The organism is Mucilaginibacter glaciei (genome assembly GCF_014773245.1).
Classification (GTDB): domain Bacteria; phylum Bacteroidota; class Bacteroidia; order Sphingobacteriales; family Sphingobacteriaceae; genus Mucilaginibacter; species Mucilaginibacter glaciei.
Genome location: NZ_JACWMX010000005.1, coordinates 341,418 through 356,949 on the forward strand (window position 1 = coordinate 341,418; position 15,532 = coordinate 356,949).

Annotated in this window: 11 protein-coding genes; 5 read left to right on the forward strand and 6 right to left on the reverse strand. The window is 45.4% G+C overall.

From position 1 onward, the window contains the following. Nucleotides 1–13: 13 nt before the first annotated feature. Nucleotides 14–595, reverse strand: coding sequence for a Crp/Fnr family transcriptional regulator (locus IDJ76_RS13990; RefSeq protein WP_191163956.1), 582 nt, complete (start codon nucleotides 593–595; stop codon nucleotides 14–16). A 63-nt stretch (nucleotides 596–658) separates the two neighbouring features. Continuing rightward, complete coding sequence (locus tag IDJ76_RS13995) at nucleotides 659–3,058, reverse strand: glycoside hydrolase family 127 protein (protein WP_191163957.1); 2,400 nt, start codon at nucleotides 3,056–3,058, stop codon at nucleotides 659–661. 175 nt (nucleotides 3,059–3,233) lie between these two features. Here IDJ76_RS13995 and IDJ76_RS14000 point away from each other — a divergent pair, with 175 nt between their 5' ends. Next, nucleotides 3,234–3,887, forward strand: a complete 654-nt coding sequence (locus IDJ76_RS14000) for an HAD family hydrolase (protein ID WP_191163958.1) — start codon at nucleotides 3,234–3,236, stop codon at nucleotides 3,885–3,887. Between the two features lie 191 nt (nucleotides 3,888–4,078). Next, nucleotides 4,079–5,917, forward strand: coding sequence for a sensor histidine kinase (locus IDJ76_RS14005; RefSeq protein WP_191163959.1), 1,839 nt, complete (start codon nucleotides 4,079–4,081; stop codon nucleotides 5,915–5,917). Between the two features lie 206 nt (nucleotides 5,918–6,123). Here IDJ76_RS14005 and IDJ76_RS14010 read toward each other — a convergent pair whose 3' ends face one another. The 4 genes from IDJ76_RS14010 to IDJ76_RS14025 form a co-directional block, all read right to left on the reverse strand. Next, nucleotides 6,124–7,533, reverse strand: a complete 1,410-nt coding sequence (locus tag IDJ76_RS14010) for an efflux transporter outer membrane subunit (RefSeq protein WP_191163960.1) — start codon at nucleotides 7,531–7,533, stop codon at nucleotides 6,124–6,126. Nucleotides 7,534–7,543: 10 nt separating this feature from the next. Beyond that, nucleotides 7,544–10,696 carry an efflux RND transporter permease subunit gene (locus IDJ76_RS14015; RefSeq protein WP_191163961.1) on the reverse strand — a complete coding sequence of 1,051 codons (3,153 nt, stop codon included), beginning with the start codon at nucleotides 10,694–10,696 and terminating at the stop codon, nucleotides 7,544–7,546. A 46-nt stretch (nucleotides 10,697–10,742) separates the two neighbouring features. After that, complete coding sequence (locus tag IDJ76_RS14020; RefSeq protein WP_224746326.1) at nucleotides 10,743–11,933, reverse strand: efflux RND transporter periplasmic adaptor subunit; 1,191 nt, start codon at nucleotides 11,931–11,933, stop codon at nucleotides 10,743–10,745. 68 nt (nucleotides 11,934–12,001) lie between these two features. Continuing rightward, a complete protein-coding gene (locus tag IDJ76_RS14025) occupies nucleotides 12,002–12,589 on the reverse strand; it encodes a TetR/AcrR family transcriptional regulator (RefSeq protein WP_191163963.1) in 588 nt (195 codons plus the stop codon). Between the two features lie 174 nt (nucleotides 12,590–12,763). On the opposite strand from IDJ76_RS14025, the gene IDJ76_RS14030 reads away from it, so the two are divergent. From IDJ76_RS14030 to darG, 3 genes are all read left to right on the forward strand, one after another. Continuing rightward, nucleotides 12,764–13,543, forward strand: a complete 780-nt coding sequence (locus IDJ76_RS14030; RefSeq protein WP_191163964.1) for a class I SAM-dependent methyltransferase — start codon at nucleotides 12,764–12,766, stop codon at nucleotides 13,541–13,543. Between the two features lie 322 nt (nucleotides 13,544–13,865). Then, nucleotides 13,866–14,486, forward strand: a complete 621-nt coding sequence (gene darT, locus IDJ76_RS14035) for a type II toxin-antitoxin system toxin DNA ADP-ribosyl transferase DarT (RefSeq protein ID WP_191163965.1) — start codon at nucleotides 13,866–13,868, stop codon at nucleotides 14,484–14,486. Then, on the forward strand, nucleotides 14,487–15,530 hold the full coding sequence (gene darG, locus IDJ76_RS14040; RefSeq protein WP_224746327.1) for a type II toxin-antitoxin system antitoxin DNA ADP-ribosyl glycohydrolase DarG: 1,044 nt from the start codon (nucleotides 14,487–14,489) through the stop codon (nucleotides 15,528–15,530). The last annotated feature ends 2 nt before the right edge of the window (nucleotides 15,531–15,532 follow it).

Sequence of the window (15,532 nt, forward strand, 5' to 3'; positions counted from 1 at the left end):
TATGTTAAGCCTGTTATTTGCGGTGGGCAATATTTTTTTTGATGCGGCTTAACGTTTCGGGCGCAAGGCCGAGGTAAGAGGCGATCAGATTCTGAGGCACCCTTTGCACAAGTGCCGGGTTACTTTCCATCAGGCTGATGTATTTTTCTTCGGCGGTATGGGTGACAGAACTAATGAGCCTGCGCTCTTTGGTGAACAGGCTGTTTTGAAAAAGGATGCGGAAGTATCGGTCCATCTTAGGCACCTTTAAAGTCATTTCTTCAAACGCTTCGGCAGTGATCAGTAAAAGTTCGGCATCTTCAATGGCATCGATATTAATTACGGCCTTCTCGCCTGTAAAAAAACTGTGCATGTCCGATGTCCACCAACCTTCCCAGGCAAACAAATTCATATGCTCGTCTCCCTTTTCATCTACATTGTAAGACCGCAGCAACCCCTTAGCTACAAAAGATAAATACTTGCAGGTATCACCCTCCTGCAGCAGGTATTGCCGTTTCCGGAGATTTTTTGGGGTAAAGTAGGTGCGTACCGTTTCCTGTTCCTCATCCGTCAGCGAAACCTTTTGTAGAATATGAGCAAACAGGACTTCAAACATCGCCGGATCTGATAATCGTGCAAATTAATGATTCCGTAGCGGCAATTATCAAAGCCGGGGGATTTATTTGATCACCCATTCATGAATGCCGGTTGCGTTATCTGCAGGCAGGCGCAATTCCATTTTAATGGCTGTTGTATTAACCGGTTCAAACTTAACCATGTTCATTTTATCTTTCTCGTTTTGGTAGGGCGTGGTGTTTTTAACTTCAACCCATTGGCCGTCGCGTTTATAAAACAGTTTATAATTATCCGGGATGCGGCAGCCTCCCCAAGGTCCGTCATCAAACCAGTACACCGACGATGATGAAATGGTATACGGCTTATCAAAATCATATTGCACAAATTCAGTCGTATTCTTTTTTGGCCACCAATGCATGTAAGGGTAATTGGTGTCTTTGGAGTCGGCAGGTTCATACTGGTCTTTAATAGCGTTGAACATGCGCGTATTTTTCAATGACGACGATACCTTGCTTAAACTGGCAATGGTTGGCGCAGGCTTGGGCGTAACCGCGTTGTTTTCGTAGGGGATCCAAACGGTCATTTCACTGGGGCCGCGGTTAGCCCAGGCATAGTAGGGTATTGCCGTAACGTCCTGCTCGGTTTTGATCAGCGAGTCGGAATTGAGTTGCCGCCTGGTGCTTACCCCCTTAACTGTAATTACGTCGACCCCGTTTAACAAACCCGCGCGATATTGCGTTTTTACCAAGGCGTTGCGGGCAATCATGATGTTTTGTACAAGGCTATCTTTGTTATCCGGGCCTTCCAGGCAATAAATGATAGGGCCTTTTTCAAATGCAAAGCGGTTGCGGTCATCCTTCACATTGGGGTTGGCTAACACCTTCTGCACAGGCATAGGCAGCAGCAAAGTAAGCTTATCGCCTTTTTTCCAGGTCCTTTTTACCACGGCGTACCCTTTTTCGGTTTGATAGTTCATGGGGCTCCCATTCAGCAGCAAAGTTACCGGAAGGGTATTATTTGTATTGAACGAATACAAATCGCCGGGTACGGGCTGTTGTTTTGCCCAGCCGGGGATTCGGATCCGCATGGTGAACTGCGCAGCTTTGTTGGGTGTAATTGCCAGATCCACTTTTCCCTTCCAGGGATATTCAGTGGTTTGTTCTACCGTTACTTTACCGGTTTTGAGCGGTACGGTAGCCGTGCTGGTCATAAACAGGTTTACGTATAGGTCGTTATTGTTTTTTGCGTATACATAGCCCGGTACCGATGGTAAAAAGCGGGTCATATTGGAGATGCAGCAGGCGCAGCTAAACCACGCGCTTCGCTGGTGCTGAAACATGGACGACAACGGGTTTGGGTAAAAGAACCTATTGCCTGACAACGATACTCCGGAGAGCAAGCCGTTATACAAGGTCCTCTCCAATACGTCGATATATTTGGCGTCGCCATGCAGTAAAAACATGCGGTTGTTCCAGTACACATTGCCTATCGCTGCACAGGTTTCGGCATAAGCCGACATATTAGGCAGTTCATAAGCCTTACCAAAAGCCTCGCCGTTACCTGTGGCACCAATGCCGCCCGTGATGTAAAGTTTCTTATCCGTAACATCATCCCAGATATCATCTATGGCTGTCAGGTATTTGGTATCGCCTGTGAGCGCGGCGATATCGGCCATGCCGGTGTACATATACGCAGCCCTTACCGCATGCCCTACGGCTTCATGCTGATCTACCACCCGTTTATCGGCCTGGTTGTAAGCGTCGCCTTTAGGCCCCCTTACGTCCAGAAAAAATTTAGCCAGATCCAGGTAATTTTTGTTGCCGGTTACCCGGTACATTTTTGATAAGCCGATCTCTACAATCTGATGGCCGGGATATTCCTGCAACTTGCCCGGCCCGAAAACACGCACCAGCAGGTCGGCATTTTTTATGGCGATATTGAGAAAGTTTTTTTTGCCCGTGGCCTGGTAATGGGCCGTAGCGGCCTCAAACAAATGCCCCGAATTATACAACTCATGGCTCAACTCTTCTTCCTTTTCCCATCTTTTAGCACCAATCCACTCATGCGGTTTAGCGGCTTTCACGGTGCGGAAGGTATACAGATAGCCGTCTTTTTCTTGTGCTGCGCCGATTATGGTGATCAGCGAGTCGACGTATTTATCGAGCTTCGGGTTCTTTTTAACCTGCATAGCGTAGGATGCACCCTCGATCACTTTGTAAATATCCGTATCATCAAACGGGAAATCGCTCAGTTTATCGCCGCTTAACTGCCCGGCGGCCCGCAGAAAGTTATCTACCCGGCCGTTTAATTTGCATTGCTGCAACGTGTACGGTATGGTCACATTCGCGTTCACCTCCATTTTAGGTTCCCAGAAATGATCATGCACATGTACGCTGGTAAACGATACCGGCTGAATAGGGTAATCCTTATTTTGAGCAACAGCGGTTGTGTTTATTGCCGTTACCGATAGCAGGGCAAAAGCGGCAGCAGATAAGATTTTCATCTTTATTTTTGATTAATTGATCCGTAAGCTCAATGCAAACCGCTTGGAAGGTAGCGGCTACATTTAATAAATGTACATTATACAATTATAAATAAAAATTAATTTCGATACTATAATTATAAATTGATTTGGCGGATGATTTGCGCCGAATAATTTTGCCTAAATTTCGGCACTTATGAAAGCATTTATTTTTGATTTGAACGGTACCATGATCAACGATATGGAGTACCATACCCGGGCCTGGCAGGATATTATGAATACCGACCTGGGCGCTAACTTTACCTATGCACAGGTAAAGGAGCAGATGTATGGCAAAAACAGCGAGGTGCTGATCAGGCTATTTGGTGAGGGGCGTTTTACGGAAGAGGAGATGCAGCAGATCTCGTTGGAAAAGGAACGGCGTTACCAGCAGGCCTTTTTGCCCCATTTGGCCTTGTTGCCGGGCTTGCAGGATTTTATCGAATCGGCCCACAAGCATAATATTCCAATGGCGATAGCATCTGCCGCGATACCCTTTAATATTGATTTTGTGCTCGATAACTTAAACATCCGGCAATACTTTAAGGCCATTGTAAGTGCTGACGACGTGACCATCAGCAAACCCCATCCCGAAACTTTTTTAAAAGCGGCGCAATTGCTTGGCGTAAAACCTGCCGATTGCACTGTGTTTGAAGATACCCCCAAAGGTGTAGAGTGTGCCGCAAATGCCGGTATGGCCGCCGTGGTATTGACCACTACTCATGTTGCAAATGAGTTTGCCCATTTAGGTAATGTTGTGCATTTCTGTGATGATTTTACCGGTGATTATGTCAGGGCACTTGTGGGTTAGGATAATTAATCCTGTAGCGTGTAATTTCATCTTGCGCGAGTATCGCCCGTGAGGGGTGGTGTTGCGTTACAACGATTTCTTAAGTCTGTTACATCGCGGGCTATTGATACCGAAATGTATAGTTACCCACTGTATTACTGCATTTTAACTTAAACTGTTAAATTTTATATTTGCTGTAAATAATTTAGCACTTGAACTATACATTAATTAGTGATGAGGAGGCCATGCTGGCCATTATCAGGCAACTTCCGGGTAACTATTTAATTCTTTTACCTGACGCCCCCCGGTTTACAATTGTAGAAGTAAGTGGGCAATATAACCTAACCACACTAACTAAAAGGGAAGATATTATAGGCAAAGGAGTTTTTGAAGTGTTTTCGGATAATCCCAACGACCCCGATGCCGACGGAGTTAAAAACTTATCTGCTTCGTTACAAGCCGTGATTGAAACCGGCGAAAGCCAGGAAATGCATGTTCAAAAATGGGCGGTTGCCACACCCGGCACAACTGAATTTACAGATAAGTATTGGTTGCCGGTAAACAAGCCGGTTATCATAGGGGGTAAAACAGCCTATATCATACACGCTGTTTTAGACATGACAGAGAACCAACTTTTAAAGTTAAGCGAACAATATTTTAAAGGGCTGGCCGATGAAAGCCCGTTTATGATATGGCGCAGTGTAGCAGGCTCATGTAAGTATGTAAACAAGGCCTGGTCTGATTTTACCGGCCTGTCGCTGGAAGCCAGTTTAGGGTCAGGGCATCTTCAGGCGTTTCATCCTGATGATATTGCCACTCAGCGTGATTTATTCTATGAGGCTATGCTGGCCAAAACGGCATATGAAACAAAATATAGATTGTTGCGGAACGACGGTGAAACCCGTTGGGTTATGATGAAAGCGTCGCCCCATCTTTTTGATGGTTATACAACAGAGTATATTGGTAGTATTATAGATGTTACCGAGCAGGAAATTGCCAAACAAAGCATTGAAGAAAGCGAAAAGCAATTCAGGCAAATGGCCGATTCTATTATCCAGATGATTTGGATAACAGATGCCAAAGGGCAGCATGAATATTATAACCAGAGATGGTACGATTTTACGGGAACGAATTTTGACCATACCGGCGGAGATGGCTGGAACCAGATGTTTCATCCTGACGATCAGGCTAAAGCCAGGAATAGATGGCAGCATTCGCTTGACACAGGCGAGCCTTACGAGATCGAGTACCGGTTAAGAAAATTTACCGGTGAATATGTGTGGGTGCTGGGCAGGGCGGCACCCTTTTTAGACCAGTATGGTACGATCATCAAATGGTTTGGTACCTGTACAGATATTCATGATCAAAAGTTGCTTCAGCAGCAAAAGGATGAATTTATCAGCATAGCCAGCCATGAATTAAAAACACCTTTAACCAGCCTTACTGCAAATTTACAGTTTTTGCAACGGGTAGTTAAAAGCGATAATCAGCCCAATGCGGTTATTGATAAAATGCTAAACTCCGCAAATAATAATGCGAAGAAACTGAATAGCTTAATCACCAATCTTTTAAATGTTACCAGTATTGAACAAGGGCAGCTTAACTTGAATAAAACAAAATTTAGAATAGGAAAGCTTATTGAAGACTGCAGTGAATATTTATTAACCGGTAAACATACGATAAAGGTATGTGGTAACGATGCTATAGAAATTGAGGCAGATGAAGCAAAGCTGGAGCAGGTGCTGGTTAATTTGATTAATAATGCAGTAAAATATGCACCCGAATCTAAAGAAATTGAGCTTGATTTAGCTGAGGGGGACCATTATTTAAAAGTTTCTGTAAGCGATAAAGGAAGCGGGATAAGCGCTGACCAGTTACCACATGTTTTCGACCGCTACTATCGCGCAGGTCATACTGAAAAGCATCCGTCCGGCATGGGGCTTGGTCTTTACATATGCGCTGACATTATCAAACGCCATCGTGGTGAAATTGGTGTTGACAGTACCGTTGGCCGGGGAAGTACTTTTTGGTTTACCATACCGCTAAACTAATGCGATCGTTATAATTTTGTGGGCTTAATTAATTACAGAATTTTCGCCACTGATTAATGGTTTAGCTTTCACACTAAGAGTCATCACCATTTTACAATCAGCAAAATAGCTATCAATTTTAAACCCCATTATGGCAACTGTTGCAGTTACCCTAATGGGGTTTTTATATTACCGATCAGTCAGGATCGTTAATAATTTCCTATACCTTATTTCCAGCCGCCGCCTAATGCGCGATACACATTCACTATGGCCTGTAACTCTTGCAATTTATCGCTAACGCCGCTGAGTTGCGCCGCTAATAAACTTTGCTCGGACGTTAACACATCCGTGTAGTTGGTGGCCGAGCTATACCGTAATAACTCTTTGGTGAAGCTTACCGATTTTTCTAATGACTGGATCTGCTTGGTACGGATCTGCTGTTTGCCTACCGCATTCTCATAAGAATATAAGGCATTTGAAACTTCCTGCCCCGCCGTGATCAGGCTAAGCTGAAAGCTGTTCAGATACTCCTGCTGCTGCGCCTTGGCTATCCTGAACCGGGCTTTATTCTGCCCCTTATTAAAAATGGGCTGGGTTAACCCGCCAACCAGGTTATAAAAGATGGAGTTACTGAAAAAATCCTTTAACTGCAAAGTTGATAACCCGCCGGATGCGGTAAGGGTGAATGACGGGTAAAAATAGGAATGCGCCACGTTAGTGTTCTCGAACGCCGCCTTGAACGCATATTCGGCAGACTGTACATCTGGCCGGTTACGCAACAATTGTGCAGATAGCCCCACGTTTAGTGCGGCCACAGGTTGCTGTGCGGCCAGCGTGTTCCTTTTGACCGGGCCGGGCGCACGCGCTAATAATATGCACAGGGCGTTTTCGGTCTCGTGGATACTTTGTTTAATATCAGGCAGGGATACTTCTGCAGCGTACCGATTGGCCTCGCTTTGTACCACGGCAGCACCGTTTACAACCGCACCTTCTTTCAGCGCTTTCATTGTTTCTACATCCGTAATGCGGTTTTTTATGGTTTGCTCTGTTATTGCCAGTTGCCGGTCTAAAGCCAGCAGGTTATAATAATTATTGGCAATATCAGCAATCAGCTGGGTTTGTACCGCCCGTTTAGAAGCGTCGCTCTGTAAAAAATTGGCTAATGCCTGCCGTTTTAGGCTGCTTAGTTGCCCCCAAACGTTTATTTCCCAGCTGGCGTTTAAACTGGCCTGGTAAGTGGTGGTGTTTAAGTTGATACCAATCCCTGCCGGGAAGTTAAGCGCCGCCTGCGATGATTTAGCCTTGGTAGCTTGGATGCCTGCCGATAAGGTTGGCAGGTAAGCCATTTTGCTTTGCTGTAAAGTAGCCTGCGCCTCGGTTATTTTAAGTACCGCGGTTTGCAGGTCAAGGTTATGATCTATCGCTTCCTGTATCAGGTTTTGCAGGGTAGTATCTGAAAATAGCGACCGCCATGGCATGTTAGCCATAGAAATGGTGTCGGCAGCCAGGCTATCACGGTATAGCTTATCGGCATTTAAAGCAGGCCGTTCATATTTCTTGCTCACATTACATGATGCAAAAATGAGTAAGCCCCCAATTGCTAATCCGAATAAATATTTATGATTTGTAATTTTCATGGTGTGATGATTAATTAGATTTTGCCTCGGCTTCTGTTGTGGCCACAACAGGTTTACCGCTAACCTTTTCTTGTAAGGTTTGAAAGATGATGAAGAGCACAGGGATTACAAAGATGCCGAACAATGTACCGATGAGCATCCCGCCAACGGCGCCCGTACCTATAGAACGGTTACCTACAGCACCCGCTCCAGAAGCGATCATTAACGGAACCAGCCCTAATATAAAGGCAAAGGACGTCATGAGGATGGGGCGCAAACGGGCTATTGCACCATCTACAGCGGCCTGCACAATACTTAAACCGTGCCGCCTGCGGGCAACAGCGAATTCCACTATCAAAATGGCATTTTTGGCTAACAAACCGATGAGCATAATGAGCGTGATCTGCAGGTAAATATTATTCTCTACTCCAAAAACCTTGGCGAAAATGAATGCACCGGCCAAACCAATGGGCAGGGACAATAATACTGCAAAGGGCAGGATATAGCTTTCATACTGCGCACTCAGCAGGAAGTAAACAAATATTAAACACAGCATAAAAATAAACACGGTTTGGCTGCCACCCGCTAATTCTTCACGGGTAAGGCCGGAGTATTCATAGCTGTAGCCAACAGGTAGTGTTTTCGCTGCTACTTCGTCAATTGCCTTAATGGCATCGCCAGAGCTGTAGCCCTGCTTAGGCGAACCTTGGATAGCAATAGCCGTAAACAGGTTGAAACGATTGATCGCTTCCGGGCCATACACCCTTGTCAGGGTTACAAATTCAGATATCGGTGCCATAATATTATTGGCATTCCGCACGTAAATATTGTTCAGGCTTTCGGGCGTGCCGCGATAGCTGGCATCGGCTTGTATCATTACGCGGTATTGTTTACCAAACTCGTTGAAGTTAGACGCGTACAAACCACCGTAGTAACCTTGCAGCGTACCTAATACAGATGTAACGGTTAAACCGGCTTCTTTAACTTTAGGCACGTTTACATCTACCTGGTACTGCGGGAAATTGGTATTGAATGATGTTGTTGCATACTGGATCTCGGGCCGCTGGCTAAGCGCAGCCAAAAATTTGGTACTTACTTCACTGAAATTATTAATGTTGCCGCCTGTTTTATCCTGCAGCTGAAACTCAAAACCGTTACTGTTACCAAAGCCCTGCAGGGTTGACGGTGCAAAGAACAGGATCTGGGCTGATTTGATGCCGGCTGTCATCCCAAAAAGCTTACCGGTAAGGCTGGTAATGTCCTGGCCCTTCCCGCTGCGCTCATCCCACGGTTTTAGCTTAATAACCACCATAGCATAAGAGCCGCCTGCTCCCGCTATAAAGTTTTGCCCGGTGATGCGCAGGGTTGATTGCACTTCAGGCAGTTTTCTGATAATATTATCAACCTGTTCGGCCACAACAGCACCGCGTTCCAGTGACGACCCTGCCGGTAAGCTGATGTTGGCAAATAAAACGCCCTGGTCTTCATTCGGCACAAAGCCCGATGCTGTGGTTTTGATCAGGAACCAGAATATCACACCAAATATGGCAATCCCGGCTATGGCGAGCCATTTCTTCCCGATAAGGAAGTTAACCGACTTTTTGTACTTACCCGTTACCGTTTCAAAAGAGGTGTTGAAGGCATCGTAAAAGCGTTGCAGATAAGTGGTTTTATGTTTTTCATCGGCAGCGTGCGGTTTTAATAATAAAGCACACAACGCCGGGCTTAATGTTAGCGCATTTACTGCCGATATAATAATAGCTATGGCCAGCGTTAAACCAAACTGTTTATAAAATACCCCGGCAGACCCTGTAATAAATGATACCGGCACAAACACCGCAGCCATAACCAGGGTGATAGATACGATGGCACCGCTGATATCGCTCATGGCGTCGATTGTGGCTGTTTTGGCCGATTGGGCGCCGTTATCCAGCTTGGCATGCACAGCCTCTACCACCACAATGGCGTCATCTACCACAATACCTATAGCCAGCACCAGCGCGAAAAGCGTTAGCAGGTTAATGGTAAAGCCAAACAGATTTAAAAAGAAGAATGTACCTACAATTGCCACAGGCACTGCAATGGCAGGGATGAGTGTAGAGCGGAAATCCTGAAGGAAGATGAATACTACTATAAACACCAGGATAAAGGCTTCGATAAGGGTGTGGATCACTTTTTCGATAGAGGCATCCAAAAAGTCGTTAGCATTTAAAAGCGATTCATATTTTACACCAGGGGGGAATGATTTGGAAGCCGTTTCAATCGTAGTTTCTAATTGCTTGATCAGCTCGTGCGCGTTAGAGCCTGCAGTTTGGTTAATGGCGATACCGATAGATGGCATACCAAAGGTTTTACTATTACCGGAGTATGTTTGTGCACCAAGCTCAACTCGGGCAACATCCTTAAGCCTTAATAAACGGCTGTTTGTAGTTGTACGGATCACGATGTTCTCAAACTCGAGCGGGGTTTTTAAGCGGCCCTTATACTTGATAGTGTACTGAAAAGATTGATTGCTGTTTTCACCAAATTTACCCGGCGCAGCCTCAATATTTTGCTCGGCCAGGGCGCTGTTGATATCATCAGGCACCAAACCGTAGGTGGCCATCACATCCGGCTTCAGCCATATCCGCATCGAATAATCTTTGGTACCGAAAACGCTGGCATCACCTACGCTTTCTATACGTTTGATCTGCGGCAACAGGTTAATATTGGCGTAGTTCTGTAAAAAGGTCTGGTCGAAAGATTTGTTGTCGCTGTATAGCGAAAATATCATCACCATACTGCTTTGCCGTTTACTGGTAGTAACACCTGCTTTGGTTACCTCGGCAGGCAGCAAGCTGGTAGCCTTTGAAACCCGGTTTTGCACGTTTACCGCAGCAAGATCGGGGTTGGTGCCTAACTTAAAGTATACGGTTATGGATGCGGTACCATCGTTACTGGCGGTAGATGTCATGTAGGTCATGTTCTCTACACCATTTATCTGTTCCTCTAAAGGCACGATAACGCTGTTCATGACCACATCGGCATTAGCACCCTGGTAAGATGTAGAAACTTGTACCGTTGGCGGGGCTATCTCCGGGTATTGGGAGATGGGCAGGGAGGTTAAACCCAGCACACCGAGTATAACTATGATGACCGATATGACGGTTGAAAGTACCGGTCGTTCTATGAATGTACGTAACATAATAAATGTTTATGTTGAATGAGTTGATAGGGAGATGTATATCTTGTTACTTCAGGTCCTGGTAAACCTTGTCGGCAGGCATTTCTTCAGATTTGATTTTGGTAGCATCCTTTAGGGAACTTGTACCATCATAAACCACCTTGTCGCCGGCCTTGAGGCCTTTGGTAACTACAAAATACTGGCCTGCAGTTTTGTCCATGATCTCAATCTCGGTGCTTTTTACTGCGCCGCTTTGGTCAACCAGGTAAATAAAACGCTTACCCTGTAATTCATAGGTAGATTTTTGCGGCACCAGTATGCCATCTTTAATTTGCTGCGGGATACGCACCGATGCACTGCTGCCGCTCCTGAGCAAGCCAACCGGGTTAGGAAAGGTAGCGCGGAAACTGGCGGCCCCTGTTTCGGTATTGATTTGCCCGTTAATGGTTTTGATACGGCCGGGCTCCGGGTAGGTGCTGCCATCAGATAATATCAGGGTAACGGCAGGCGTATTGGCCAGTTTTTGATTAAGGGTTTTACCTTTCACGTTGCGCGAAAAATCCAGCAGTTGTTTTTCGTTAAGTGAAAAGTAGGCATATACCTGGCCAATGCTGGATACTGTGGTTAAAGGTTGGGTATTGGTACTGCTCACCAAACTCCCTATTTTATAAGGGATGCTGCCTACTACGCCGTTTACGGGGCTAATAATATTGGTATACCCCAAATTGGTACGGGCTATGGCCAGCGTGGTTTTAGCCTGAGCTAAGGCGGCCTTGCGGGCCTGTAAAGTATATTGGGCAGATTCGAGCTCGAAATGGCTGATGATGTCTTTATCTACCAGTGGTTTGGTTTTGTTTACCTGTAACTGGGCCGCACTAACATCTGCTTCGGCACTGCTGATGGTGGCTGCCGCGTTGCGTACATCCTGCTCGTATTGAGGTGCTTTTATACTAAACAAAGGCTGACCTATTTTAACAACCGAACCTTCGTCAATAAATATCTTGTCGACAAAACCGTCAACCTTCGGGCGGATCTCTATATTCTGTTCGCCCTGCAACGAGGCTGGGTAATCTGTATTGAGCGTTGCATTTTGCGGTGTAATGCTAAATACCGGGTAACTTTGTACCTGCGGCGGCCCACCGGCACCCGGGGCACCGGCCTGTTTATCGCCACCACCACATGATGATAGCACCAGCAACGTTAAGCCGGTTACAACCGGGTATGCTGCCATTTTTATTTGTTTAAGATAATGAGTCATGAGTATATGTTTATTGTTGTGATTAACAGAATTGTTTGACATTTTCGTCAAATTTGGGATAAAAAATTTTAGGGCATCAATATTTCAAGGATCATTTTTTTACGGTCTTTTAACAACGTTTCATACTGGGTATCTGTCAACTCGAACGTCCGTTGGAACAAGGGCCGGGTAAGCAGCGGGTAAGCCATCAGCGAGAACAGGTTAAGCATAAAATTCATCGGCTTCATTTTTTTGATGGTACCATTGTCCATCTCCTTTTTAATGTCCTGCAAAAAGATCTTCAGGGCCTCTGGTGCCTCCTTTTGTTTAAGGGCAAATTCATGCGAATTGATTTCGCTGATCATAAAAGCTTCCTTGTATGGAAATTTGAGCGCTTCATTATAAAAGACATCGATAAACTTTTCGACCTTTTTTGGGAATGCCAGCGGGGCCGACAGCACTTCATCGAAACGGTTACGTGTATCTATCATGGCCTCGTCAAATACCCGCTTAAAAAGTACATCCTTGGAGCGGAAATAATAATTGACCAGGGTGCGGGTAACCCCTGCTGCATCGGCAATATCCTGCGTGGTAGCATTGGTTTTGCCTTCTGCGAAAAATATCCTTTTTGCAGTATCTTTTATTAATTGTTCTGTACCGTTGTCTCTCATTGCCATATAAATCTCCGTCTGACGTTTTTGTTTGACATTAACGTCAGACAAAAGTATAACGGATTTTCCGTCGCAGTGTCAGTCAATCATCATTTATTTAAAAAAAATCAACTCGCTGCATACCGGCGCTTTTAATTATTTAGCTGCTGATTTTTTACTGATTATTAGTAAATTACACCCATGGGTTCACAAATTATACAAGGGCAGTTTTGGGGCCGGCGGGCTAAAGACTGGGCTACTATACAGGAGCAAACCGGTAATGCAGGGTATGAATACGCGCTGCAACATTTACAACTATCTGGTGCCACAAAACTCCTTGACGTAGGTTGCGGCTCGGGGTTGTTTAGCAGTATGGCTATTGCTGCAGGTGCGGATGTTACGGGTATAGATGCGTCTGAACCTTTGATTGAGCAAGCTAAAGAACGGGCCCCATCCGCTACTTTCTTAAGCGGTGAAATGGAAGACTTGCCCTTTGCAGACAATGCTTTTGATGTGGTATGCGGGTTTAATTCATTCCAATACGCTGCCGATAGCAGCAACGCGTTCCTACAAGCGAGGCGGGTGCTAAAAGAAAGTGGTAAACTGGTTACGATGATATGGGGCAATAAAGAGGATTGCGAAGCGGCATCTTACTTAAAGGCCGTAGGGAGCCTGTTACCTCCATCGCCACCCGGCGCGGGAGGTCCGTTCGCCTTATCAGAGAACCGTTTGTTAGAGCGCATTATGGAAGATGCGGGTTTTAAAATTATTCGGCAAGATGATGTGGATGCCGTGTGGGATTATTTGGATGCTGATACAGCAATCAAGGGACTTATATCTGCCGGCCCTGTTGCCAAAGCTATTGAACATGCCGGTTTTGATGCTGTAATTGATGCCATCACCCATGCTATTCAACCCTACGTCCAGGCTAACGGGCATGTTGTTTACCATAATAAGTTTCGGGTGGTAATAGCGGAGTAGTGATCAAATAATGCGCGACGCTTAAATGTTATTACGTTCAATATCTGGTGCGGGGATGGGCGCCAGTTATATGGGGCGGGGTGCTTGTGACTAACCTAAACGGGCACGAGTACGCCAACCTTTATTTCCTCGCAGCATACTTGAGCTATCTGGGATGTAGGTTGTATTGCGTTTGTTAATTCGATTGCACACTTGGGAGTAACTTGAGTGCGGTAATCGCTTGATGTTTTCCAAGGATGAGCTTAAGTGGAAATATTTTAGTTATTTTGTGGCTTCCTGAAATAGCGGGAAGTCAGCATACCACATGGTCATCAACAAAAATATGTTATATTGTTACCGGATAACACACCGGGATAATCTGCCACATATTTTGTCGGACGGGCTGGTTAATAAGAACCACCATAAGGCTGCTCCGGATTTCGTTGCGATCGGTAACCCGGAAATTATTGACGTGCGTAGCACAACATTAGTTGGATTGGATAGTTATGGTTATATTGGCGAGTATATTCCGTTTTATTTTACGCCGCGTTCGATCATGTTGTATAATATTGTCACTGGATATTATCATCCACGTGTGCCACAGCGTAGCCGAGACGAGATTATTGTCATCCGTTGTCTGGCGCAAACTTTGGCAGAACGGCCAAAATGGTTTTTTACCGACGGGCAAGCAAATGACGGCGAAAGTGGTCATTATGCTGACTTGAAAGAACTGAGTAAGATAGACTGGGATTGCATACAAAACAGCCAGTTCTCAAAAGCCGATGATTATGACCGGCCGCGGAGATATCAGGCCGAATTTTTGGTAAAGGATATCGTACCGGCAGAATGTTTTGAATCGATCTGCGTCTATAGTAAAAAAATGCAGTTGTGGGCACAGACAAAGGTGAACGCAGCTGGTAAAATGTTAAAGGTCAATGTTATACCCGAATACTTTTTTCAATAAATGATCAAATTCGTAACCGGAGATCTTTTGAAGTCCGAAGCCGAGGCGTTGGTTAATACCGTGAATACCGTTGGCGTGATGGGTAAAGGGATCGCGCTACAATTTAAGGAGGCATTCCCCTACAACAATAAAGTATATATGGAAGCCTGTAAAAATAAGGCGCTTGCTCCTGGCGTCTTGTTACCGGTATGGGACTCCAATTTATTGTACGGTAAGAAATTGATCATTAATTTTCCGACCAAAACACACTGGCGCCAACCATCCCGTTATGAATATATCAGATCCGGCCTGTCGGCGCTAAAGGAGCTGATTGTCAGGGAGAATATTAAGAGCATAGCCATCCCACCGCTTGGCGCGGGTAATGGCGGCCTGGATTGGAAAGAGGTTAGGGACATTATAGTAAATGCCTTAAAGGACTTTCCGGTAGAAATCCAGTTATTCGAGCCTAATGCTGCAATCAAACAATTATTGCAAAAAGAGGAAGTGAAGAAGAAGGCGGAATTGACGCCGGCAAGGGCTGCGCTGCTCTACAGTCTGTTCGCCTTCGAAAGCTTTGGCGAATACAGCAGCCTTTTCGCTGCCAATAAACTCGCTTATTTTCTGCAGCGCATGGGGCAGCCGCTCCGGCTGGACTTTAAGGCCCATCACTACGGGCCCTATGCTGTGGGTGTTCAGAAGGTGTTGTATACCTTAAACGGCACTTATTTGAAAGGTCTGGAACAAGGGCAGGCCAGTCCGTTCGAATCCCTCAAATTAAATTATGAGACTTGGGAAGAAGTGAACCAATTTGTAAAGCAAATGCCCGAGGAGGATCGTAAACGGCTGACAGGGATGTTGTTTTTTCTGAAGAATTTTACCTCTGAGCTATCCTTGGAAATCTTGGCTTCAGTTGATTTTATTCTTAGCGAACATCCAAATTTTACGGTCAAAGAAATAGCCGATGCGTTATGGACAGATCGCAAACGCAAGCTGTTTAAGGAAGAGAGCATCGCCCGTGCATATGAGCACCTGATGAATTATAAAACGCGATTAGCGATTTCCTAATC

Bases quoted from the DNA above. Each gene is read 5' to 3' on its own strand.
- darG (WP_224746327.1), top strand. From the start codon at position 14,487: ATGATCAAATTCGTAACCGGAGATCTTTTGAAGTCCGAAGCCGAGGCG.
- IDJ76_RS13995 (WP_191163957.1), bottom strand. From the start codon at position 3,058: ATGAAAATCTTATCTGCTGCCGCTTTTGCCCTGCTATCGGTAACGGCA.
- IDJ76_RS14025 (WP_191163963.1), bottom strand. From the start codon at position 12,589: ATGGCAATGAGAGACAACGGTACAGAACAATTAATAAAAGATACTGCA.
- IDJ76_RS14015 (WP_191163961.1), bottom strand. From the start codon at position 10,696: ATGTTACGTACATTCATAGAACGACCGGTACTTTCAACCGTCATATCG.
- IDJ76_RS14030 (WP_191163964.1), top strand. From the start codon at position 12,764: ATGGGTTCACAAATTATACAAGGGCAGTTTTGGGGCCGGCGGGCTAAA.
- IDJ76_RS14010 (WP_191163960.1), bottom strand. From the start codon at position 7,533: ATGAAAATTACAAATCATAAATATTTATTCGGATTAGCAATTGGGGGC.
- darT (WP_191163965.1), top strand. From the start codon at position 13,866: ATGTTATATTGTTACCGGATAACACACCGGGATAATCTGCCACATATT.
- IDJ76_RS13990 (WP_191163956.1), bottom strand. From the start codon at position 595: ATGTTTGAAGTCCTGTTTGCTCATATTCTACAAAAGGTTTCGCTGACG.
- IDJ76_RS14020 (WP_224746326.1), bottom strand. From the start codon at position 11,933: ATGACTCATTATCTTAAACAAATAAAAATGGCAGCATACCCGGTTGTA.
- IDJ76_RS14000 (WP_191163958.1), top strand. From the start codon at position 3,234: ATGAAAGCATTTATTTTTGATTTGAACGGTACCATGATCAACGATATG.